The following is a 22,005-nucleotide window of genomic DNA, read 5'->3' as shown; positions in this document are numbered from 1 at the left end:
TTATCCCTTCTTGTATAGACACGTTGTATGGAACGTCTCTATACTTTTTCTTACGTGCGGCGATCGCTATTAACTTCATCCCTTCAACACATTCAACAGATTGGTGGCAATTGACATTGTTGTTTGAAGGGTTTCGCTGCCGTCAGCCAGAGCCTTGGGAGCAGTCTTGACATACTGCTCCAGTGCAGCGATTAGCTGCGTCTGAGCCTGCTTGAGGTCAGCTTCACCCGCCACTGAGTCCGTGCTGCCTTCTGCTTGTCTCGACTCGGCAGAGGGCAAATGCACAGTTTCAATAGTAGGGCGCTCGGCAGCATCTTTACTACTACTGACCACCAACCGGACTGCTGGGTCGCCGATAATCGCATAGTTGCGGGCGTCGTTATTAGCCGTCCACATCCCAGCCAAAGTCTTATTGTTGGGAGTCGCGCCAAACTTAATATCTTCTAACTCAATATTCAGGTCAGAGGAAATTTCGGCATAGCGCTCGTCAAAATACTCCACCGCCGAGCCGACTGGATGACCTTCCAGCAGACGCTTCACGCTACTTTGAAAAACTGCTATCTGCCGTTGCTCTGCACTTGAGCCGCGAATATCTGACCAAGAGAAAGAACAGCCCCAAGCTCGATCGATATGACCAATTACAGCTAAGGCACCTCCCTTGGGATGACTCAGAAGTTTCTGCGGCAAACGGGCAAGAAAGGCGTATGGCGCAATATCTGGTCGTTCAGAAAGAAATTTAGAGTGACCGTCGAATTCATCCTTTTGGGGACAGCCAGCACCATAGCAAGCAAAGTGAAAAGCAATCATTCCCAACAGCCGCGCTTGTTCGCCAATATCGTCCCCAGAAAAGTAAAAATCTTCTGGAATCGGTCTTCGTCCCCATTCCCGACCCGGCCAGTCTTGACAAAGTAATGCGCCTTGGTGAGGCAACTGTCGCGGATCGCCATTGGGAAAGCCCATGCCGTGACTGGCAGTGAAAAGCAAACTGGGCGTTTCGCTGCCTCCTAGCAGTTGCCCCAGACGAGCTTTGGTTGCTTCTTCTTTAAGAATCGTTTTCACATCCCAGTTAGAATGTTCCTCAACCACCCATTCCGATAACGGCTCAATCAGGTCTTGCGTGCTGAGATTAGTGGCAGCATCTCCTGAGTTGCACACGCCGAAAAAGGCAGCGCTAGGGGATAAGGATAGATTGCCAGTTTCCGCTTCTACTACACTGCGAGCGTACTGCGCGTACTCTTGTGCCGTATCAAAATAAATGCGCCCTACGGCGTATTGAACGCTAAGTTGGGACTGAAACCGATAGGGAATTGTGACTGGATCTCCCACAATTAAAAGGTAGTAGGGCATTTTATCCGGATCGGCAGGACCTGGCCCTAATCCCTGACGTGACAAGAACTTATTTTTTGTCTCGTATTGATTTTTTGCCTTATCGTAACGATAGCCTTTGGGACCAATGTATTCCTGGTAATAATGCTCGTGCTTTTGGGTGGCTTGCTTTTGGCGATGATCTAACAACTCGCTGAGCGCTTCTCGGATTGCTGGATCGGCATCGTAGGTAAAAATTACTCCCCAACCCGTTTCTGCGAGGTTTTTGGGATCTACTCCCTCTATAGGAGCAAAATCAGTCTCTTCTTTTTGTCGCTTTTTTAGCTCAATGTCTTCTAAACTTTCTGGATCGAACTCTTCGCCTTGGGCAATCTTAGATACTTGCTCAGCGCTCAATGGCGGCAGCAAATAATCGCCGCTTGCTCCATTAATTCCATTGAAGAATAGCAGGTCTTCGGACATCTCTTTGGTTCCTGATAATTTTCAGCGACTAACACTGCAAGACTGTTTGATTGACCTCTTTCCCCGCTCTTGTTTCGCAAGCAGAGGCGCATCCATTTCCCCTTTGGCTGTATAGCAAAGAGCTTGGAGAGAGTAGGCGGATCAAACAGTCTTAACTAACACTTGCAGTTAACTGACAGAAACTGCCGACCACACCACATGAGCTACTTCAGGCTTGGCAAAGTCGTTATGGGCACCAATAGACTTGTCGGTCACGTCATTAATAAACTTCCTGCTGTCTATGTTATAGATTTTGCCTGGTTTAAACTCATACGAGGTATTAGAGTCAAGCATATCGAGATATTCGGCTGTGAGGTCGTATCCGCAGATGCCATAGCTGCCAATTCCGCCATATTTAGGCAAGTGACCGGGGGCAAAGTCTACACTGCTCAAGACAATGCCCGCAGCCAAGGGATACATCTTGCCAACTGCATAGTCGAAGTCAGAGTAGGTTGTCACAATTGGACCGGTGACTTTATGTTGCTCCAAGATTGAGTTAAAGTAACCTGGGCGATCGCGTTCGTAGGGAATTTTTGCACAGTAAGACCAGAGCGACATCGCTCCTTGTACCAAAGTCACAGAATTAACTGGGCGGACTAATTTGCCTTCACCTTTTGCACCAGCTAGGGTGGAAGAAACCAGAATGCATCCAAAACTGTGACCCATCAGGTGGAATCGCACAGTTTCAGGAGTGTTCTCTTGAAGTTGTTTTAATAAGTTAAAACCACCGCTTTCACCGATTTTGCGAGCGCGGTCTTTCATTTTCCAAAAAGATAGCACTCTTAGGGGGTTCAAAACCGCATCCCAAGTTGAGCTGCTATCGGTACTGAAGCTAACTGGTTCCTGTTCGCTAGCTTGATAGATAGCTTCCGGATCAAAACCGTCCCAATCCGAACCCGGTGCTGCACTTTCACCTTCACTTTTCAAGTCTGCCTCTTGGTTCAATACTTGATAGGCATTCAGTACGTCTGGCGGTAAGCTATCAGATGGACTGCCTTCCATCGCTGCGGTGAGAATTGTTTGTAGCGCTTGCCGTGCTGTCTCAGTGTTAGCGATGCGTTCAGCATACTCATCGACGGCGCTATCGATGGGATCTGCGTCGTTCACGTCAAAGGATACCAAACCACTTTCTAAGTTTTCATCGCCCCAAGCTTTACTGGGCCAATGTACTCCGATCATTAAGGGATAAAATCCCGGTCGCGCTTGTGCGATTTTTTCGAGATCGGCTGATTGTTTAGCCATTGCGCCAATCCATCTGGTGTACTGATCTCGCGCTGCTGGAACGTCACCCATCCAACCGTGGCTCATGATGAATACATCTGTGATTGGCTCGCTTGCAAGTGCCTCCAAGACTTTTTGGCTCATCCGCCCGCCAGATTCTTCGCGTTCTTTACCTGCGGCATCAAAGGATAGCAGGTAATACTTTAAGGAAGTTCCGGATACTGTTTCAATTGGCATTTATAAATTACTTTCATCAATAAATATCTATCCAAGGTTAGATACCACTAGCCAAAAACGAACAGCCTTTGTTAAAAAACTTTGCAAAGTCTGGCTCAGAAAGTACCTACTTCAGTCAGGATCAGTTCACCTGGAAACTGATTGTTCTGACTGATAGTGTGGCTTGTCCCGACCGTCCTCCGTTCAAGGCAGCCGACTCAACAAGAATGTCGTATCGCCTACCTATGTCGTTAGGTAACTCTGGTTGGGTGCCAAGTAACCAAACCCGATGACGGTGCTGATAAACTTGATGTAATCCCAATACCCAGTGACCCGCTGACCAAGCTGGAACAGGGTTTGAGGCCAGTCGCAGGGGATAGTAATTTTGGGTTCAAAATTCTGCTTTTAGTCTGACGGCGATTGAACCACTACTCAACTGACATTTTCAAGATAGGTCTAATGTTGATTTTCACTGTTGTGCTTAGCCATTAGCAGCCTTAGGATGCTGCCTGCAATTCATTGAGACGCGCCAAAACCTCGGTACTGTGAATTGCGGGGTTTACCCCTGTAAATGTCTCGCGTAGCACTCCCTGTGGATCGACAATGAAGGTGTGGCGCATTGAGACAAATCCAATCCAAGAACCGTAAGCTTTGCTCACCTTGCCATCCGTATCAGCCAGCAGCGGAAACTTCAGCTTTTCCGTATCGCAGAACTTGGCGTGAGAATTGATGGAATCAGCGCTGACGCCAATGATTTGAGTATTTTTATCCAGGTATTTCGGCAAGTCTTGCTGAAATCTGCGGGCTTCTAGAGTGCAACCAGAGGTGAAGTCTTGGGGATAAAAGTAGAGAACCACCCATTTACCTCGGTAATCGGAGAGGGAGACTTCGCCATCGCCGATATTCGTTGGCAGGGTAAACTCTGGAGCCGATTGATTCACAGTAGGCAGCTTGCCGCCCAGTGCAGCCGCTGATGGTGAAATGCTCAACCAGGTGATGAGGGCGAAACAACTTGCGAATAGAGTATTGAGAAAGGTGCGACGGGAAATCATGATGAAAAGCGAGAACTTAATTTAACATAAGTTTACAATTTTAATTTGCTCTCCACTCTTATCTGGATATTCGTCGTTAATGGGGTAGTACTCTGTCAGGTTTGATCTCAGGACTTATGCAACATCACCGCATAGTAAGGGCAACCACAGGGGGATTGCCCCTACTTATCTGGATATTCGTCGTTAATGGGGTAGTACTCTGTCAGGTTTGATCTCAGGACTTATGCAACATCACCGCATAGTAAGGGCAACCACAGGGGGATTGCCCCTACAGAACTCTATATGTATAAGCTTTGCGTAAGTCCTGATCTGAAGGGTTCATTTACCGTAGAGGTAAGGGTTGATTGCGTCTGGAACAAACCATCAAAATTGTCTTAAAACTCAAGTAGGGGCGCAAAGCTTTGCGCCCCTACCGCGAACTCAGGAAATGACTGTATTAGCCTTTTTGGAGTTCTTTTTTAGGTTTGTAGTAAACCTTCCCCTCTGTATTCGGTACAAAATGGCAGGAAGGGTTAGAGCGTAGGAAGGCTTGGAAAACTGACCGATCGGATTTTCGGTAGTAATTGCCCAAAATGGGTTTAATCGCCTCAGTAGCTGTCTTCAGGTGGTAGTGAGGAATGCTGAGGAATATATGATGAGCTACATGGGTGCCAATATTATGGTGGATATCATTGATAAACCCATAGTCGTGGTCAATCGTAGATAAGGCACCCTTGAGAAAATACCAGTCTTTGCCACGATACCAAGGAATATCTGGGTCGGTGTGGTGCAGAAATGTTACTAAGGTCAGCCAGACGACAAAAACCTCGTATGGGCCTAGATAGTATTTGACCAGCCACATCCAGCCCCACTGATAAGTTAACCAGCCCAAGCAACCCAGCATCAACGTCCAGAGGGTTGTGCTAGTGATGACATCCCATTTTGCTGAGGGTCGAAACAGAGGGCTGCTGGGGAGAAAGTGAGAACCAGGCTTTCCAGGAGTCCCTTTAAACAAGTACAAAGGATAAGCCAGCAGTAAGGCTAATGCATTAAAGCGGATAAATTTTTCATACCAGGGCATCTGCAGATACTGGCTTTCTGTCATGGGATACCAGCTTTCATCCGTCTCAATGTTGCCGGTATTTTGGTGGTGAGTTCGGTGGCTGATACGCCACCCATGATAGGGCACGAGTATGGGAATATGCGCCAGATGTCCAATCAGGTTATTTAGCCATTTCTTTCTGGAAAAAGAACCGTGACCACAGTCGTGTCCGACTACAAACAACGCCCAGAACATCGTTCCCTGCGCCAACCAAAATACAGGCCAAAACCACCAGGAATCCAGGTAGCTGGCTAGAGCGTAGAGGATGCCTATTACACCTACATCTCCTAAAAAATAGCACAGCGATCGCTTGGTGGAGGGCACAAAGCAATCTGGGGGAATTGCGGCTTTCAAGTCTTGAAGGGTGAAGGGGGGTTCTGAGTGACCCAAATATAATTCTTCTTCGAGAGGATTATTTAACTTGATCAGATGAGATTGCACGAAGTTTCCGATTTGACTTGACTGTAGACCAAAAGGCATTATTCTACAGCGGCGTCATCAGTGCAATTGACGTTATAAGGACTGATTAGTCAAGAGTATGGCTGTTGTATACCTACCAAACCTATTTCACGGTAATTGCGGTTGCGCTTGTAGCATCAGATATGGTAGATAGCAAAGACACTTAGACTCAACCCTTGATTTAGGGACTGGCTTTAACGTGTCAGCAACAACGGCGGCATGGGGAGTTTCAGGGAAGCGATCGCAATTGACAGGTTAAACAATAATTAAACAAAAAGAAACTGCTTGAATCCGGAAAAATCTACGAAAAAAACTTATTTTAGGGTGTATAAGACCCGTGTTCAAAGCAAAGCCGCGTCCTCTCCGGAATAAATCGCTTATCAGATCGGGCTATTAATCATGTGGAAACCCTCTCAAAGCCGTACCGCCCTGATTGTTCTATGCAGCTCCGTAGCGTTTGGCAGTCTTGGCTGTAATAATGATGCTGCCAGCCCTCCTAGCCCACCAGCAGCCTCAGCCCCAGCGACTGTTGCCAGTTCTGCTGCTGCTCAACCGGCTAAACCTGCGTCAACAGCTAAGTCAAAAGCATTAACGGCGAGTAAAAAAACACCAGTTAACCAACCGATTAAGACTGGCCCTGACACCTATAACCAAGCGGTTGATACTGCCCTCGGCGCGATCGCAATTAGTGAATCTGCCAAAAGCCGAGATGATTGGCAATTAGTTGCTAGTCGGTGGCAAGAGGCAGTTGCATTAATGAAAGCCGTGCCAACTTCTAGCCGCAACCACGCGATCGCTCAAAAGAAGTTGCTTCAATACCAGCGCTTTCTAGCCTCGGCTCAGAAACAAGCGACTCCTCCGCCCAAGCCCAAACCCTCTGCACCTCCAATCGTTAACAAACCCTTTTTCACGGTTCCCATCAAACGTCGAGAAGGTGAAACGATTCCCGTCGTTGAAGTGACATTTGATGGCAAAAAGAAATATGAAATGTTTCTGGATACAGGGGCTAGCAAAACCTTGATCACGCGACGGATGGCTTATGACCTGAAGGTGAAACCTGTAGGAATGGCGGGAGTGAAGACGGCTAATGGAGTGGTTGGAATATACTTTGGATTTGTTAATTCGATTCAACTGGGTGGGAATCTCGTCAGAGATGTGCTGGTTGGGATCGGACAACCAGACTTAGACATTGGACTGCTGGGACATGACTTCTATGACGGCTATGACATCACCATTAAAAAAGATGTCGTAGAATTTCGTCGCCAGCGCTGAAGAACGAGCGCAATTTTCAATTGGGTGCAGTGCATTTTGACCTCTCCCCAATCCTCCCCTACAAGCGGAGGGAGCTGGATTTTCTGGCTTCTCTTTCCATACAAGCGGACGCTTGGGGCGTCAACGTGCCATTTAGTTAGCGATCGCACTTATTGATATTTTTCTCTTGAATCATTCCTGAAAAGCTTCTGAAAGACTGCCAAAGTCATAGAGTGGTTAAGTGGATTATCAAAACTGGCTATGCCAACACTGACACCAGACCAGCGCAATTACTACTACCTCTTAGAAGCGGAACGAACTGGCATTCACAAGCCGATTCTGGCAGCGCTTTATCAAGTGCTATCTTCACCGCTGCTTTCGGACGAAGAAAAGGGACTGGGCATCTCCCCAGCTAACCGCATTCCCCTAGAGGAGGTGGATTCTTTTCCCAAACAAGTGCAATATGCCGCCAATACCATCCGCAGTTTCAGCAACAATCTGGTGGCTCAGGGGTGGAAAGGACCGGATCTGTGGGAGCCAGAAAAAGGGCGCTACAGCGATCGCTTTATTCAAGCTGTGGCTGATGGTTATGCAGCCCCAGCGAGCGAACTGACGGCAGCGCGGTTGGAAGCGGGCGATGCCAAGGCGTTACTGCAAGCTTACCTGAAAGACATCGAAACCGATTTCAGTGCGGAAGGCTTGCCCCAAAATCTTGCCTACCTGGATAAAGCGCTACTGACGCTAGTGGAGCGAGTTCCGGAATACTATACTGGCTTGCCTCACCAACGGGATGCTGCCCTGGAAGTGGTGCGGATGTGGCGTCAGCTGGATACGGAGTCAGCAGCGATCGCATCTTTGGTGTCTCCTGGCACTGTCATTGGAGATAACTTCGAGGAGTCCCAGATAGATGTTCCTCTCAAGCAATTTATCCAGCGAATTTCTGCCAATTACTCCGGTTATCCCTATCAGCGAGAAGCCCTGCTGCGGCTAGCTCAGCTGTGGCGTCAGCTAGCATCGCGGGAAGTGGCGATCGCTTCTTTGAAAAACAACACCTCCCCTGATACGGGGATTAAAATTGTCGATCCTGCTCTGATTGCCTTTATCCAGCGCATCCCGCAGTACTATCAAGCTTCAGGCAACCAACGCAACGCTCTAACTGAGTTAGTTCGGATCTGGCGAAAGTTGGACTCTCGCGCTGGGGCGCTGGCATCCTTGGGAATCGATCCCCTATTGCTGAGTGGCATTACTAGCGATCGCACCAGGCTAGCAAATCTTGCCGCCCAAATGGATCGAGACTTGCTGGATTTTGTCCGGCGTCTGCCGATTGAGTATAAAGAATTAGACCACCAACGGGAAGCTTTAATCCGCCTGGTTCAACTTTGGCGCAATTTGGCGACCAGAGATCAAGCCATTCGCTCCTTATTTGACGATCTCAAACGCCTAGATCGGGCGCGGAAAGATTCTCAAGACGCCGCACCCAAGCCCGTCCCAATCGCTGCCGCCCAGCGTCCCGACAGGTGGACGCTGAGGAATATTCAACTGTCTGCCCCCATCGTTCCGGATGGCAACTTTACCTGGGCAGAAGCCACCCACGGCGGCACCCGGATGCCTCCTAACCAAGCGACGCTGGATGCCATGATTCGGATTGCGAGACTGGCACAAAGGGCACGCGATCGCATTGGGCGACCCTTCATCATCACTAGCTGGTATCGCCCTCCAGCGATCAATCGTGCAGTTGGCGGGGCAAGATACAGCCGTCATATTGTTGGAGATGCTATGGATTTTCTGTGTGAAGGTCTTTCTGGCGATCAACTTTACTGGTCTCTCGATCCCTGGTGGCCCGGTGGTTTGGGTCGTTACACCAGCTTTCCAAACCTGTGTCATCTTGATGCGCGAAGCTACCGGGCACGCTGGCGAAACTAAAATTAGGCAAAGGGGAGCGAAACCCAACCTACGACTTTTCAAGGGTTTCAAGAGTTTTGGAGAGTCTTGCAGATCGGGATTTTTGCAAAAGATCCCCTGACCGAAGTTCACAAACCAACGATAAAAGTCTCTCTGGTTTCACCCAGTCCGCGCGATCGCACCTTGCGCTAACACCACTTTCAAGTCAGGTCTCATGAAGTATGATTTGAGTCTAAACTAAAAGTCAAGCCGTCCGAAAAACGGTTTGACATGATTTCACACTCGATTATTTATCCTTGATACTTTTTACTTTGTAATTTTTCCTTTTTTGGGCATCCTGAAAATAGACATCAATTTTTTTTAGGCTAGCGACTATGTCCACTCCGAGCGTTTTTGTAGACTTGCTATTGGCTCAAACCCCTGCCAAGAAGACTCAACCTAAAGCCCCTGTCAAAAAAACTAAAACCGCCCAACCAGCAGCCGCAGCCGTCAACGCTCAACCCGCGCCCATCTGGATGTACGCCTCCGGAGGACTGCTGTTACTTCTCGTTGCTGGGGTAGTATTTGTCAAGATCAAATATGACGAAACGATGAAGAGAGCCAAGATCCAAGATTTCAAAGTCAAAGACCTCCAGAAAAAGTTAAAGTTGGCACTTGACTCTATTCACAGAATGGAAAGCAATCCTGACTTGGTTAACTCACGCGAGTTCAACCTGGATTACCTCAGAATGCGAATGGATGAAGAGGTATTTCACTTTGCCATTGTTAATCAAATAAAAGTCAGAGTAAAAGACTTAATCACTATCGCCCTGCGTCCTACTCAAGCATCGCAAGCATCGGTGGGCATTGCCAGTACAGCCGGACGCCAAGTTGATGAAATTTTTGATGTCATTTATGAGACGGGAGAGGGAACGAAGCGCTCTAAGCGGGTGCTTTTCCGCATTCAAATCAAGTTAATGAAATTACCTACCCAAGCGACTTCTGCTACGATTAGCCAAATTATTGATTGTATTGAAACGTTCCTCAGTCCAGCAGAAGACCACGATACTTGGCAACCAACAATTCAGGGTCGTCTTGCGAAACTACAATGGGATCAAAAAGCCAAGCCGACACCTTTGTTGGTGCTAGAACAATTGAGTGAAGGCGGCAATGTCACCATTCGCACGAAGCGCTAGGATGTTGAGAAAAAAGTACTTTCCCGTCAGCGATCGGGGTGTATTCTGCCCAGTCATTCCTTAGTGACGATAAGCTCAAAACAAAAGGCTTTCTCGAAGTGTAGATTGCCAATTAAAAGATTGCCTTTTGTCGATGAGCCATTAGCAAAAAACTAATGAGTGTATTAAGGGAAATCAAGCCAATTTAATCGAATTTCTAACTCAAAAATCTGACTTAAGCAGGCGTTTTTTCAGAAATAATCGCATCGCGGACTAGACGCCCATCTTCCATGTGAATAATTCGGTCAGCAACATCTAAAATACGATTGTCGTGAGTCACCATCAAAATCGTAGACCCTTGTTCCTTTGCCAATCGCTGCATCAGCTCGACGACATCGCGTCCGGATTTACTATCTAAAGCAGCAGTGGGTTCGTCAGCTAATACTAATTTAGGATGACTCACTAAGGCACGAGCGATCGCTACCCGTTGTTTTTGTCCCCCAGAAAGATTCTCCGGGTAGTAATTTACGCGATCGCCTAACCCCACTGCTTCCAGCATCGCTGCTGACCTGTTTGCAGCTTCCTGTGACGGAATATCCCTATGCAGTTCCACCGACATTTGCACGTTCTGTCGCGCTGTTAGACACTTCAGCAAATTGTGAGCTTGAAAAATATAGCCAATGTGCCGCCGCACTTGCACCATCTGGCTTTTAGAAGCTCCAATCAGTTCCTGTCCTAATACTTTCAAACTGCCTTCCTGAGGAGACCTTAAACTGCCCATCAAAGTCAACAATGTGGTTTTTCCCGACCCCGATGGTCCGGTCATGATCGTGATTTCTCCCGGTTGCATTTCCAGATTTATATCAAATAAAATCTGTTTCCTGAGCGAACCTTTGCCAAAGTAATGACTGAGATTTTGGATTGCAACAATCGGTTCTTGCGGCATAATGTTCCTACTTCATTACAATTAGCAACTAACTATCTTAAAAAATATCAGCGGGATCGGCAGCTCGTAGCTTACGGACTGCGATCGCGCCCGAAATCAAGCACATGAAAATAGTTAAAAGCAACACTACGGTTGCTCTAACAACAGTCATTGCAATCGGTAAATTTGTACCGCCTTTTATAAAAATATACAGTCCCGACGCCAACGAAAAGCCAGGAATATAACCTAAAAATGATAAAATTAAAGCTTCCTGAAAAACAACAATCAGCAAGTAAAGATCCGTATATCCTATCGCTTTTAACGTAGCATATTCAGCCAGATGATCGGCAACATCAGTGTAGAGGATTTGATAGACAATAACCGTACCAACAACAAATCCCATTAAGGTTCCCAAGCCAAAAATGAATCCAATTGATGTACTGGTTTGCCAATATGTCTTTTCAAATTCAATAAATTCTTCATGGGACAAAATTTGTATATCTGCACAATCTTTATTCATATTTTTTAAATCTTGGCATTTTTCATCATTTTTCTTTAAGTTAAAATACTCCTTCATATTTTGAATAACTTGACTTACATCCGCACCGGCTTCTAAATTAACCACTCCAATATCAATCAATCCTCTCTGTCGTCTAGGAAAAATCCGAAGAAAGTTCAAATCGCTCGTGATCAGATTACCATCTGCTCCAAAAGATGCGCCTAGCGTGAATAAGCCTTGTACTTTGACGCGACGGCTTTCTACTTCTGTTTCAACAGTTTTTCCCTGCTTAAACCATTCACCAACCGACCCAAATTCCGGACGAGACGCTTCATCAAATAAAACAACATCTGGAAGTTGAATTTTATCTCGGTTATTGTTAACTTGAGGTAAATTTAAAATTTCCGCTGCGGGATTAAATCCAATTACCATCAGTTGGCGAGTGCGGCGATTTTCTGGGTTTTTCCACAAGCCAAAGCCAAGATATACTGGACTGACCGATTTTACTCCGTCAAAGCTGAGAGTTTGATACAGTCGCCGCTGTGGAAAACTTTTCATAGCAATCAAAGCTGTGGACTGGGAACTGATCAAAAAAACGTCCCCCTGCATATTTTCATGCAAGCTTACGGAACTTTTAAAAAGGGCATCCCGAAACCCTAACTGCACAAACATCAAAATGTCAGCAAAACCAATACCGGCAAGTGCCACAAGCAGCCGCATTTTTTCACGGGTAAGCTGTAACCAGGCTAGAGGAATTTTCCGAACCATCTTCAAAAGACCGAGTACGCAGACATGATTTAGATTGCATCATAACAGCTGCGAGAGGTCAGCTATCTTCAGTTTTAAATGCTGAGAACGAATGAGTAGCGATCGCACCTGAAACAGGAAGCGCGATCGCCTTTGAGTGTTCTACAGGGGTTCTGGGTGCAAATCAACTAGACATCGCTGACAAACCTTACGCACCAAACGCTGCGCCACAATTCCCAATAAGGCATCGCTGACTAAACCGGGATCGAGACCAATATTTTTCAAACGGGGAATCGCAATAACATCATCCTTAATATGCAGCGTTGTCAGCATCAAGTGCTCCGTCAGCTGCAATAGACAAAGTAGCGGTCACAGAAAGGATTTTTAGCATGGTATGCCTGAAAATAACTGAAGAGTTGACTAAGGGGGAACCTGAGGAGCGATCGCCTTGAAGATGAGGGGCGATCGCTCTTAGACTGTTTATTGTTTGATGCCGTTTCTTGAGTTCCAGTAAGCCTGTAAAGGACTCATGGTACGATTTAGAACATCTTGAACATCGGCACTATAACTGCCTTTACCCTGACCATTTCTGACTTCATTCCCATACATAGAAGTCGTATAACCAGTATATGTACTGAGTACACCAAGATGTAAATGACCTTGACCCACTGTACCTAAAACAGTTTGTCCAGCAGTTACTTTGGTACCTACATTGACATTTCTTGTTGCTAGATGACCATACCACCAACGTCGACCTGTTTTCTGTCCATTTGCATCTAATTCATCAATGGCAATCCAGTAGCCATTAAAAGAACCATTCGTGCGATACTGAGGTCTGTTATCAACAACAATACCATTAACCACTGCTTTTAGGCTTGTTCCATTACTTGCACCAATATCCAAAGCAGAATGTGCGCCATATGATGGATAGTACCCCTTATCGTAGGCATAACCTGTAGTAACGACTTTAAGGGAGCCAAAAATAACATTGGATAAATCTTGGTAAACCCCATACACATCTGAAGGCATATCTACTTGCCACATATCGCCAGGAGTGGAGGCTCCACCAGGAAATTGTGCGCTTTCACCACCAATGCGATCCCACATATCAGTAATAGTTTTTTGACTCCAGTTTTCCTTATTAGTATTAGCTGTGTTACTAAAGAAGTTTCGGAGTACGGATTCAATATTAGAGCGATAACTAAGCTTGGACTTGTTCAGCCAATCTGATGATGCGGTAAATGTTTTAACCCTTCCTCCATCTGTGCCAGTAGCAAACAACGGTGTATTATTCGAGGTATATACAACAATATTTCCATCTGCTTGAATGGATAGAAAAGCACCAGGATTACCTGCTGTATCAGTTGCCCAAACAGGTTTCCCGCGATCGTAAAGCACAACATTTCCATCAGTTTGTACTGCCAGTAAATCAGCACTTGTTCTATCTGTTCCAGTTGCCCAAAGTGGTTTTCCCTGTGGACTATATAGCACTAAGTTTCCATCAGATTGAAATACAAACTTGTAGTTAGTAGAGGTAATCCATTGTTTCCCTCGATAAAAATTCAAGCTAGTTGTTCCTGGCTTGACAATGATATTATTGCCACTAGGAGCAACATAAGCACTGCTCAACCACCGTTGGTTAGAATTGCTACTATTACAATCCCATAAATAAACCTTGCCTCCATTATTCCGTGTGGGAGTATCAACACAAAAAGTTGTCTTAGTTCTTCTAATCAAAAACCGACCATTACCAACATCATCTAAATTCCAATTTTGGTCGATGTCATTAGCATCACATGGCCAAACATTTATCTCTGCCCCATTCCGCAAGTAACGTCCATTCAAGCACTTGCCAGTTGAACGCTGTTTTAACAGGCTACCACCACGATTTCCGGATAATTTGTCAAATTGTTGATCGGGATCGTTATTATTACGCTCCCAGATTGACATTCTAGGTTGACCGTCAATCTTGTTGAAGTTGTTATTGGTATTCAATGCTTTGTTATCTATAGAAAAGGTTTCAGCAGCTTGTGCTACTGCTGCACTGATAACTAAAGCTGAGGTAATAATTGCTCCTAGTGCAATTTGCCAAGATTTAATTGCCATAATTTGATGACTCCTGGTAGTTTATGTTTGAGGTTAAAGCAGGAAAATGAATGAAGCTTTTGTTTGGCCGAAAAATGTGGGACTATTGGGAAATCTTCCAGCCAAATTGGTGAGCTATCTGAGGAGGTAAACAAACAACGTTGCCATTACTTTCTCGACAAATGCTCTTATTCAACCAGTAGGGCGATTCCCATTTATCCCAATTTAAAAGGGAGAGAACAGGTAACTGGCTATTAGGTGCTGCTAGCAAAGATGGAATACTTGGTGGGATTGGTTCGTCGTAACCACCCGCTTGAGCTTTTGATCCCAAAATAAAGAAAATGAACAATTCCCAGAAGATTAATGAACATGAAAACATGAAAAAAATAGTTTTTTTTCCAAATTTTTGGTTTTTGTGCATGGCAGGTTTCCTTTTATAAGTGAGCAATTACTCAAGCATCAAACCTACAGCAACCTAAATCCAAGCCATGCAGATGGATGGACTGAGATTTAAAGGGTGCTTTGTGCTGGTCTATAGGAGTAAGGTGCTGAGGCTTTGTATCTGAATGTCAATTTCCTGTAGAATTGATATTTCAGATATTCAGGAGAATAACTGGGTATCTAGCCCAACAAGCAACCCAACAACCCAACTTTTTGTTGGGTTGTTAAATACTACCTTTCCCAAACTATTGGATTACACTTTTAAAATCTGCTCTTCAAACAGAAGGATTATTGCTAAGATGACACAACTCTGCTTAGAGTGTATAGAGGCTGAGGAAAAAACAGGAATAGATATAAGTCGTCTTTTAGAACGACTAACTTCCATCAAAGGCAAATTGCTTTCTCATTCAGAAACCATTTATTTATGTTTATCCTTATGTTGCTGTTATAGTAATTTACAAATAGCATATAGATTATCTAAACATCGATTTCCCACCTTAGAAGAGTTATCTTCTTGCGCGGATATAAAAAGAATAGAACGAAACATGAAAAGTGAAATGTCAGATAGAGTTAATGCTTATATTAAAATAATGATGAATTTAGAAAGTGATGAACGCCGACCTTCTTGGTTTAATATAATTGAATTTCTCAATAAAAATGGATACAAAAAAAATCAGGCAGTGAGTAAAGCCAGTTTAAATACAAAACAAGAGTTTTTTCTTCTGTGCGAAGGTAATAAACTTCCTGAAGAAGTTATTGAAATCTTGCGGCAACATGGTATGCGTACTCTGATAATCAAAAGAGTAATATAGCAATTCTAAATGATTCGTGAATTCCTGTAGAGATGCGATATATCACGTCTCTACACTAAGGCAAATACCCGTTTACGACTTAAATAGGATTGCTATATAAACCTTCAATAATATAAAAAGAGTAATTTATGAGCAAAAATCAAGATGTAAACAGCAGGAAATTGTTTGTATTTGAAGGCTCTCAGGAGGAATTTGAGCAAATTCAAGCTCTTTTTGAATCTGGAGAGCTGAGTAAGTTGCTTGGTGTTCAAGTCCTAGATGTGGGTGTAGTTCCCGAATCCCAACCCAATACAACTAGGCAGGTGCCAGTCAAGCTGAGCGATTGGTTTCAAAATATCTTTGAAGCGGGTTGGCAGACTGTGGAAGAGCTGTTTAGCACACAAGCAGGCAATCCAGCTTTTAGTGCTAGAAGCGTGAGAGAAAATAACGCTAACACCCCACCAGAAAAAGGTGTTAATCGGGGCAAACTGATTGATTTGGGAATACAGGTGGCTGGTAATCCTGTGGCTCTGATAGTCACTCTCACGCCAGCAGAAGCGGATAAAGAATTTGATGTTTGCCTGCGGGTTTATCCAGCTGATGGGCAGATTTATCTACCACCAAATCTGCAACTGGTTGTGCTGGATGAATCTGGAGCTACTTGCCTGGAGACTGAAGCTAGAAGTGCGGATAACTGGATACAGCTTGAGTTTAGTGGTCAAGCCGGAGAACGGTTTAGTGTCAAAGTGGCTTTAGGAGATGTTAATATCACCGAAGATTTTCTAATTTGAGTGCATCAACAAATATCAGGAGACAGTAATGGCAAAGCGAGTTATCCTCACGCTGATGGAGGGGAGCTTTGAGCAGGGGTTTCCAGTCATACTGCGGATTAAGGAGGATAGCGCTCCTGCTGAAACTGAAATCCAAGGTAAGCTGCCTCCTGGGCCTGATGTTCTGGAAGCATTCAACAAGTGGCAGTTAGTATATCGCCAGTTGGTGATGCCGAATTCTCGCATCAAACCCAAGCTAGCCCAAGTAACCAACTTTTCCTGCCCTCAGCTTGGCTTGGAGCTGGAAAAGCGCCTCAATAACTGGCTCAATTCGGGAATTAGAGACTGGCAAAAAATTCGGGATGGATTGCAGCGGAACTTGGTTGAAACTGAGGAGATTCGGGTCATTATCCAAACTGAGGACATTCGACTGCGGCGATTGCCTTGGCACTCGTGGGATTTATTTTCTAACCACTACACGAAGGCGGAAATTGCCTTGAGTGCGCCAGAGTATAAACCGCAAGGCAGCACCGCATCCCGTAACAATAAAGTTAGAATTTTAGCCATTTTAGGCGATAGTACGGACATTGATGTGCAGAAAGATCGAGCAATACTTGAGCAATTACCGAATGCAGAACCGCCAACCTTCCTTGTAGAACCTCAATGTCAAGAGTTAAACGATCAGCTTTGGGATAAACAATGGCAAATTCTCTTTTTTGCTGGACATAGTTCTAGCGAAATGGACGGAAATACAGGTAAAATTTATATCAATTCAACTGATAGTTTATCAATTGCCGATTTAAAGAATGCCCTGAGAAGAGCGATCTCACATGGTTTGCAGCTAGCAATTTTCAACTCTTGCGATGGCTTGGGTTTAGCGCGAGAACTAGCTGATTTGCACATTCCACAAATCATTGTGATGCGCGAACCTGTGCCAGATGTGGTAGCGCAGGAATTTTTGAAGCATTTTCTGACAAGCTTTGCCAAAGGCAAGTCTTTATATTTAGCAGTAAGGGAAGCACGGGAAAGATTACAAGGTCGAGAAAATCTATTTTCCTTTGCGTCTTGGTTACCTATAATTTGTCAAAATCCGGCAGAATTACCTCTAACTTGGCACTCTTTGCGGCATGGAACTGTTAGCGATCGCAACCGTATTATTCAATGGTTATATAAGCCGCTTCTTCTAGTGCTTACATCGTTAATATGGGCTTGGACAATCAATACATTGAGAACAACTGTGCTAGACAACTCTTCCACTACAACACTATGCTACGGTCGTTCCTGTATTAACCGCGATCCAGCAGACAATAAATGCAGGATTAGGGATGAGCCTAAAAACTATCAGACAATAACATCTACACCAGCAGATTTTCTGACTTCAAAAGGCAGCATCGAAAATTTTAAGATTCAATTAAAATATTCAGAGCGATGCAATTCTACTTGGGTTGAAATAGCGGGAGAAAAGTATATTGCTAATATCCCTGGTTCAATTGTTTACATTGAGGATAATCAAGGTATAAAATATGGTAAAAGTTCAGTTCCCAAGGTACATCCATATCGAGAATATTATAACGATATGGGAGCAGGAAAAAGTGGAATCTTTTTTAATTTGTTTACAAGTGAAATCAGGGCTTGTGTTCAAACCCCGCAAAATGAATTAAAATGTACAAATTTCGTAAAGCCGTAAAGTAGGGTAATTATATCATTCATATAATTAAGTTTTGCAATACTTTTAGTGCATAGTACCGTTAGTTAATTAGGGAAGTCTGTACATCCAGTTTCGCCACTTGGTAGCTCAATACAAGCTCTGAGTTCTTTGCCAGGACCCATATCGCTATAGTGCTGTATATATCCATCTCGAACTAGAGCCTGACCATATCTTTGTCCTTCACGATTTTCAACGTAATCACTTGAACCGGAAATAAACGGTCCTGTTTTTCTAGCCCAACTAGCATCACATTTGGCTGAGTATCTCACTTCAATGGTAGTCCCCTGGAATACAGTCGATGCTATTGTTTTTATCTCAGTAGCGCATCCTTTTTGTATAGGATCAAGTCCAATACATAAGTAATTACGACATGATTTTGCTCTCTGTACGATACTGAGGTAAGAAGTTAGAGCAATAGCAGAAAGTATTCCAACAATAAAAAGGGCAATTAATATCTCAACCAAGGTAAAACCTTGCTCGGTATTTATCCTAGGAAAATCGTGTGCGCGATCGCTTTTTTTTATCTTACGTACTGTTGGCAGCATGGCTAGAAAAATAACCGCGTAGCGTAAGGGAAGTAATAGAAACTAGGAGTGTTCTGTTTACTTAATAGCTCAGCACTTAAGCTGTGGCATTAAACACTCCTTTAACTGAAAACGGATGGCTAAATATGAATTTTGACGGTGACTTTGGAGTTAGTTAAACCGGCAACGCGGCGGCTGGAGTCTGCATCCAGGCGGATTTTTACTTCCACTACTCTGGCATCTACATCAGCGGCTGGATCGGTATTTAAAATATCTTTTTTACCGATCTGCAAGCCAATTTGATTGACAGTTCCTTTGAGTTCATCGGCAAAAGCATTGCCCTCGCTATTAATCGTAGCTTGCTGCCCCAGTCGCACTTTTCCGATATCACTTTCATAGATTTCTGCGACAGCAACCATCGACTCGGTTTGCCCAATTTCGACAATTCCATTATTGCTAATGGTTTCTCCAGGATGGGTGTGAACTTTCAAAACTTGACCGGGAACGGGTACTCGTACATAGGCTGATTCCAAGTCTGCTTGCGCTTGTTTGACAGATGCGATCGCGTTCTCAATTTCGGCTTGCGCTGCTTCGATATCAACGGGACGAATTTCCGCAATTTTTTCCAAGGTAGCTTTCGCTTCGTTGATTTGCTGTTGCAGAGTGGCGATTGTCTCCTTCGCCGTGGCTTTCGCTTCGTTAATTTGCTGTTCCAGGGTGGCTACTTTCTGGTTAGCAGTGGCTTGAGTTTCGTTGAGTTGCCGAAGTGCGGTTTCTACTTCTAAGCGTTTGGTGTCAAAGAGAGAGGCTCCAACTGCACCTTGCTGATACAGCTGCTCATAGCGATCGAACTCCGTTTTCGCATTATCCATCTGGGCTGTCAGACGGGCAATCTTGGCAACAGACGCATTTTTTTCTCCTTGCAGTTCGGCTTCTAAGCGGGCTACAGTCGCCTGTTGAGTGGCAATTCTCCCGCGTAACTCCTCTTGGGTGCGAGCGATCGCTGCCTTCTGAGCAGTAATTTCCCCCGCTTGCGCCCCAGCTTTCACTTTATTGAGATCGGCTTGGGCGACTTTGACTTGTTGTTTTGCCTTGTTCAAAGCTGCTTGTAAGCGATCGCGATTGTCGAGAATTGCCACCACTTGACCTTTTGTGACCTTATCTCCCTCTCTGACCAAAAGTTGATCCACGCGAGCCGCGCCCTGAACCGACATGGGAGCAGAAAGTTTGATCACTTCCCCTTGCGGTTCCAGACGCCCCAAGGCAGTCACAGCAACGTTGGGAGGCGTAGTAGGCTCCGCTGTCGGCACCGGCTGCTGAGCAGCCTCTCGCAAGGCATAGAGGTTGTAAACGGCAACGCCACTGGTCGCTAAAGCACCAGCCACGACAACCGCGATCGCCCACCGCCCTATAGGTTTTACGAATGGTTGATTCTTGGAGCCTGATTCCTGCGCCATAACCTCTAAGGAAATTATTTTTATTAATTAATCTTAAGAGGAACGCCTCAATCTGGCGAATGAATCTTTACTAGCAGATTAAGCACTCGGCAAGTCAAACAGAACTGTCGTCATGTAATGTTCTGCCCACTCCGTACCAAAAGCTTTTTCTAGCACCCGACGGGTTTTGTCGTTCTGCTGCTGTTTGGTGCAGTAGTTGTGTTGACCCTGTAAAATTTCAGCTTGCTGTTCGCTAGAAACGGGTTTGGCGGCTTTGGCGCTGACACAATGAATTTCTAAAAACCCCTCGACGCGGGAGAGAAATTGGGTTTCTTCCTCTGGGTTACTTGGTCGAATAAAGATGCAGAATTCCGAAAAGATTTCGCCCCAAGCGGGTAGTTCGCGCGGTTGCGAGAAGTCGAGGGCTGGTAGCGCCTGAAGTTCAGCGGTATAGTTTGCCGGTAAGGTGAGGTTGCTAGTAGGAGAAAGATCGGCGATCGCTGCACTAATTTGTCCCCGTCCCCCGACTAAATCGCAGCCAAACATTGGCAGCGCGTATTCTGAACGCGGAAACATCACGCAGTGCAAAATATCCAGCATCGTGCCGACTTTTGCCAATTCCAGGTGCATTTTGCGGAACTGCGGCGACTGGTAGCAGCGATTTTCAATCGTCAGCTTTTCGCCCTCTAATCGTCCTTCTACATACCCCAACTCATCTGGCAGGTGGTAGGGTGAAAGGTCGAGATGGCGGTGCCAAACTGCCTCGATGGTGTCCGCTAAATTGCGAATCAGAGGGTGTTGTTGTTCGCGTAAGGATGGCTTGGAAGTTTCGAGCATTTTTTTTAAATTTGTTTTCTTTGGCTTACAGGAATCCAGCAATAAAGGCAGGTAGGTTAAGGATATCAGCTTGCCATAGGCAATGAGTCAAAGTTATAAAACAGCTAATAGCTAGGGACAGGCGACAAGTATGAAGGGTGAAGTCTTAGGCGATCGCTACCAAATCGAACAGCAGCTTGGGAAACGCGCTGGAAGACGCACACTCCTAGTACATGACCAAAAAACGCAACAATTAGTCGTCGTCAAGATATTGACTTTTGGCAATGACTTTGTGTGGGACGACCTTAAATTATTTGAACGGGAAGCGGAAACTCTAAAATCATTAACACATCCTGCTATTCCGCGCTACCTTGACTTTTTTGAAGTTAATTCACCTAACAGTAAGGGATTTGCTTTAGTACAAACTTATATAGAAGCAAAATCTCTAGAAGAACATCTTAAAGGTGGACGTAGTTTCAGCGAAGCCGAAATCAAACAACTGGCAACATCAATTTTAGAAATTCTAATTTACCTACATGGGCGTCAACCTGCTGTCATCCACCGCGATATCAAACCGAGCAATATTTTATTAACCAATCGTTCTGGTAATAGTATCGGAGAGGTTTATCTAGTAGATTTCGGTTCGGTGCAAACGCTTGCTGCAAAGGAAGGTGGGACGATTACTGTAGTGGGAACTTATGGCTATATGCCACCCGAACAATTTGGCGGACGTGCTGTTCCCGCCTCTGATATTTACAGTTTAGGTGCAACTTTAATTTATCTGGTAACAGGTCAACATCCTGCCGATTTACCCCAAACAGATAACTTGCAAATTGAATTTTAAAAAGCTGCCAATCTCAGTCCTGCTTTTATCAATTGGTTAAAGAGGATGACACATCCCAGTCTAAATCGACGCTTGAATTCTGCTAGTGAAGCACTGCAAGCACTAAAACAAGAACAGCTTACAATAGATAATAGCGCTCCTTTAATTATTAAGAAACCCCTTGATAGTAAAATTAAACTCACAAAAAATGTAGCTTTTATTGAAATAAAACTCCAAAGCGTAGGATTTAGTTTGGCTGATTGTTTGGGCGGGTGTT

The 22,005-nt window shown here is 44.9% G+C and carries 18 protein-coding genes and 2 pseudogenes; 8 read left to right on the top strand and 12 right to left on the bottom strand.

The features are described 5' to 3' along the window. Positions 1 to 75 precede the first annotated feature (75 nt). Positions 76 to 1,788, bottom strand: coding sequence for a hypothetical protein (locus AC2VDX_RS20670; RefSeq protein WP_378184476.1), 1,713 nt, complete (start codon positions 1,786 to 1,788; stop codon positions 76 to 78). A 168-nt stretch (positions 1,789 to 1,956) separates the two neighbouring features. Continuing rightward, a complete protein-coding gene (locus tag AC2VDX_RS20665; protein ID WP_378184475.1) occupies positions 1,957 to 3,285 on the bottom strand; it encodes a hypothetical protein in 1,329 nt (442 codons plus the stop codon). A gap of 68 nt (positions 3,286 to 3,353) precedes the next feature. Between AC2VDX_RS20665 and AC2VDX_RS20660 the strand changes: the two genes are divergently transcribed. Further along, positions 3,354 to 3,557, top strand: coding sequence for a hypothetical protein (locus AC2VDX_RS20660; RefSeq protein ID WP_378184474.1), 204 nt, complete (start codon positions 3,354 to 3,356; stop codon positions 3,555 to 3,557). Positions 3,558 to 3,761: 204 nt separating this feature from the next. On the opposite strand, the gene AC2VDX_RS20655 is transcribed toward AC2VDX_RS20660, so the two are convergent. Further along, positions 3,762 to 4,316, bottom strand: a complete 555-nt coding sequence (locus AC2VDX_RS20655; RefSeq protein ID WP_378184473.1) for a peroxiredoxin — start codon at positions 4,314 to 4,316, stop codon at positions 3,762 to 3,764. 436 nt (positions 4,317 to 4,752) lie between these two features. Continuing rightward, positions 4,753 to 5,838 carry a DUF3474 domain-containing protein gene (locus AC2VDX_RS20650; RefSeq protein ID WP_486928236.1) on the bottom strand — a complete coding sequence of 362 codons (1,086 nt, stop codon included), beginning with the start codon at positions 5,836 to 5,838 and terminating at the stop codon, positions 4,753 to 4,755. Positions 5,839 to 6,255: 417 nt separating this feature from the next. On the opposite strand from AC2VDX_RS20650, the gene AC2VDX_RS20645 reads away from it, so the two are divergent. The 3 genes from AC2VDX_RS20645 to AC2VDX_RS20635 all read left to right on the top strand — a co-directional run bounded on the left by AC2VDX_RS20645 (position 6,256) and on the right by AC2VDX_RS20635 (position 10,184). Continuing rightward, positions 6,256 to 7,128 carry a retropepsin-like aspartic protease family protein gene (locus tag AC2VDX_RS20645; protein ID WP_378184471.1) on the top strand — a complete coding sequence of 291 codons (873 nt, stop codon included), beginning with the start codon at positions 6,256 to 6,258 and terminating at the stop codon, positions 7,126 to 7,128. Between the two features lie 240 nt (positions 7,129 to 7,368). Beyond that, on the top strand, positions 7,369 to 9,030 hold the full coding sequence (locus AC2VDX_RS20640) for a D-Ala-D-Ala carboxypeptidase family metallohydrolase (protein ID WP_378184470.1): 1,662 nt from the start codon (positions 7,369 to 7,371) through the stop codon (positions 9,028 to 9,030). Positions 9,031 to 9,383: 353 nt separating this feature from the next. Next, complete coding sequence (locus AC2VDX_RS20635) at positions 9,384 to 10,184, top strand: hypothetical protein (RefSeq protein ID WP_378184469.1); 801 nt, start codon at positions 9,384 to 9,386, stop codon at positions 10,182 to 10,184. A 214-nt stretch (positions 10,185 to 10,398) separates the two neighbouring features. Here the strand turns inward: AC2VDX_RS20635 and AC2VDX_RS20630 are convergent, their stop codons facing one another. The 5 genes and pseudogenes from AC2VDX_RS20630 to AC2VDX_RS20610 all read right to left on the bottom strand — a co-directional run bounded on the left by AC2VDX_RS20630 (position 10,399) and on the right by AC2VDX_RS20610 (position 14,840). After that, complete coding sequence (locus AC2VDX_RS20630; protein WP_378184468.1) at positions 10,399 to 11,109, bottom strand: DevA family ABC transporter ATP-binding protein; 711 nt, start codon at positions 11,107 to 11,109, stop codon at positions 10,399 to 10,401. A 37-nt stretch (positions 11,110 to 11,146) separates the two neighbouring features. Continuing rightward, entirely contained in the window at positions 11,147 to 12,355 is a 1,209-nt protein-coding gene (devC, locus tag AC2VDX_RS20625; RefSeq protein ID WP_378184467.1) for an ABC transporter permease DevC, read from the bottom strand. 153 nt (positions 12,356 to 12,508) lie between these two features. Further along, positions 12,509 to 12,682 (bottom strand): annotated as a pseudogene (locus AC2VDX_RS20620) (ATPase, T2SS/T4P/T4SS family); the annotation flags it as partial. Between the two features lie 132 nt (positions 12,683 to 12,814). Continuing rightward, positions 12,815 to 14,440 carry a ricin-type beta-trefoil lectin domain protein gene (locus AC2VDX_RS20615; RefSeq protein ID WP_378184466.1) on the bottom strand — a complete coding sequence of 542 codons (1,626 nt, stop codon included), beginning with the start codon at positions 14,438 to 14,440 and terminating at the stop codon, positions 12,815 to 12,817. Between the two features lie 82 nt (positions 14,441 to 14,522). Then, positions 14,523 to 14,840 carry a hypothetical protein gene (locus tag AC2VDX_RS20610; protein WP_378184465.1) on the bottom strand — a complete coding sequence of 106 codons (318 nt, stop codon included), beginning with the start codon at positions 14,838 to 14,840 and terminating at the stop codon, positions 14,523 to 14,525. Positions 14,841 to 14,985: 145 nt separating this feature from the next. On the opposite strand from AC2VDX_RS20610, the gene AC2VDX_RS20605 reads away from it, so the two are divergent. The 3 genes from AC2VDX_RS20605 (at position 14,986) to AC2VDX_RS20595 (ending at position 18,108) form a co-directional block, all read left to right on the top strand. Then, positions 14,986 to 15,672 (top strand): hypothetical protein, encoded by a 687-nt coding sequence (locus AC2VDX_RS20605; protein ID WP_378184464.1) that lies wholly within the window; start codon positions 14,986 to 14,988, stop codon positions 15,670 to 15,672. 128 nt (positions 15,673 to 15,800) lie between these two features. Continuing rightward, the gene (locus AC2VDX_RS20600) at positions 15,801 to 16,442 is read left to right on the top strand and encodes a DUF1822 family protein (RefSeq protein WP_378184463.1); all 642 of its coding nucleotides are present in this window, start codon (positions 15,801 to 15,803) and stop codon (positions 16,440 to 16,442) included. Positions 16,443 to 16,470: 28 nt separating this feature from the next. After that, positions 16,471 to 18,108, top strand: a complete 1,638-nt coding sequence (locus tag AC2VDX_RS20595; RefSeq protein ID WP_378184462.1) for a CHAT domain-containing protein — start codon at positions 16,471 to 16,473, stop codon at positions 18,106 to 18,108. 65 nt (positions 18,109 to 18,173) lie between these two features. Here AC2VDX_RS20595 and AC2VDX_RS20590 read toward each other — a convergent pair whose 3' ends face one another. From AC2VDX_RS20590 to AC2VDX_RS20580, 3 genes are all read right to left on the bottom strand, one after another. Next, positions 18,174 to 18,674 (bottom strand): prepilin-type N-terminal cleavage/methylation domain-containing protein, encoded by a 501-nt coding sequence (locus AC2VDX_RS20590; protein ID WP_378184461.1) that lies wholly within the window; start codon positions 18,672 to 18,674, stop codon positions 18,174 to 18,176. A 119-nt stretch (positions 18,675 to 18,793) separates the two neighbouring features. Beyond that, on the bottom strand, positions 18,794 to 20,110 hold the full coding sequence (locus AC2VDX_RS20585; RefSeq protein WP_378184460.1) for an ABC exporter membrane fusion protein: 1,317 nt from the start codon (positions 20,108 to 20,110) through the stop codon (positions 18,794 to 18,796). Between the two features lie 78 nt (positions 20,111 to 20,188). After that, a complete protein-coding gene (locus AC2VDX_RS20580; protein WP_378184459.1) occupies positions 20,189 to 20,926 on the bottom strand; it encodes a phycocyanobilin:ferredoxin oxidoreductase in 738 nt (245 codons plus the stop codon). 130 nt (positions 20,927 to 21,056) lie between these two features. Between AC2VDX_RS20580 and AC2VDX_RS20575 the strand changes: the two are divergent. Further along, positions 21,057 to 21,977 (top strand): annotated as a pseudogene (locus tag AC2VDX_RS20575) (serine/threonine protein kinase); the annotation flags it as partial. Between the last annotated feature and the right edge of the window lie 28 nt (positions 21,978 to 22,005).

This window comes from Coleofasciculus sp. H7-1, assembly GCF_057473865.1.
Note: the sequence above shows the minus strand (reverse complement) of the source record. Positions and strands in the feature narration are given on the sequence as shown.

Coding starts and splice junctions, on each gene's coding strand:
- AC2VDX_RS20670 (WP_378184476.1), bottom strand. CDS start 1,788: ATGTCCGAAGACCTGCTATTCTTCAATGGAATTAATGGAGCAAGCGGC.
- AC2VDX_RS20665 (WP_378184475.1), bottom strand. CDS start 3,285: ATGCCAATTGAAACAGTATCCGGAACTTCCTTAAAGTATTACCTGCTA.
- AC2VDX_RS20645 (WP_378184471.1), top strand. CDS start 6,256: ATGTGGAAACCCTCTCAAAGCCGTACCGCCCTGATTGTTCTATGCAGC.
- devC (WP_378184467.1), bottom strand. CDS start 12,355: ATGGTTCGGAAAATTCCTCTAGCCTGGTTACAGCTTACCCGTGAAAAA.
- AC2VDX_RS20595 (WP_378184462.1), top strand. CDS start 16,471: ATGGCAAAGCGAGTTATCCTCACGCTGATGGAGGGGAGCTTTGAGCAG.
- AC2VDX_RS20640 (WP_378184470.1), top strand. CDS start 7,369: ATGCCAACACTGACACCAGACCAGCGCAATTACTACTACCTCTTAGAA.
- AC2VDX_RS20655 (WP_378184473.1), bottom strand. CDS start 4,316: ATGATTTCCCGTCGCACCTTTCTCAATACTCTATTCGCAAGTTGTTTC.
- AC2VDX_RS20600 (WP_378184463.1), top strand. CDS start 15,801: ATGAGCAAAAATCAAGATGTAAACAGCAGGAAATTGTTTGTATTTGAA.
- AC2VDX_RS20635 (WP_378184469.1), top strand. CDS start 9,384: ATGTCCACTCCGAGCGTTTTTGTAGACTTGCTATTGGCTCAAACCCCT.
- AC2VDX_RS20580 (WP_378184459.1), bottom strand. CDS start 20,926: ATGCTCGAAACTTCCAAGCCATCCTTACGCGAACAACAACACCCTCTG.
- AC2VDX_RS20610 (WP_378184465.1), bottom strand. CDS start 14,840: ATGCACAAAAACCAAAAATTTGGAAAAAAAACTATTTTTTTCATGTTT.
- AC2VDX_RS20630 (WP_378184468.1), bottom strand. CDS start 11,109: ATGCCGCAAGAACCGATTGTTGCAATCCAAAATCTCAGTCATTACTTT.
- AC2VDX_RS20615 (WP_378184466.1), bottom strand. CDS start 14,440: ATGGCAATTAAATCTTGGCAAATTGCACTAGGAGCAATTATTACCTCA.
- AC2VDX_RS20585 (WP_378184460.1), bottom strand. CDS start 20,110: ATGGCGCAGGAATCAGGCTCCAAGAATCAACCATTCGTAAAACCTATA.
- AC2VDX_RS20590 (WP_378184461.1), bottom strand. CDS start 18,674: ATGCTGCCAACAGTACGTAAGATAAAAAAAAGCGATCGCGCACACGAT.
- AC2VDX_RS20605 (WP_378184464.1), top strand. CDS start 14,986: ATGTCAATTTCCTGTAGAATTGATATTTCAGATATTCAGGAGAATAAC.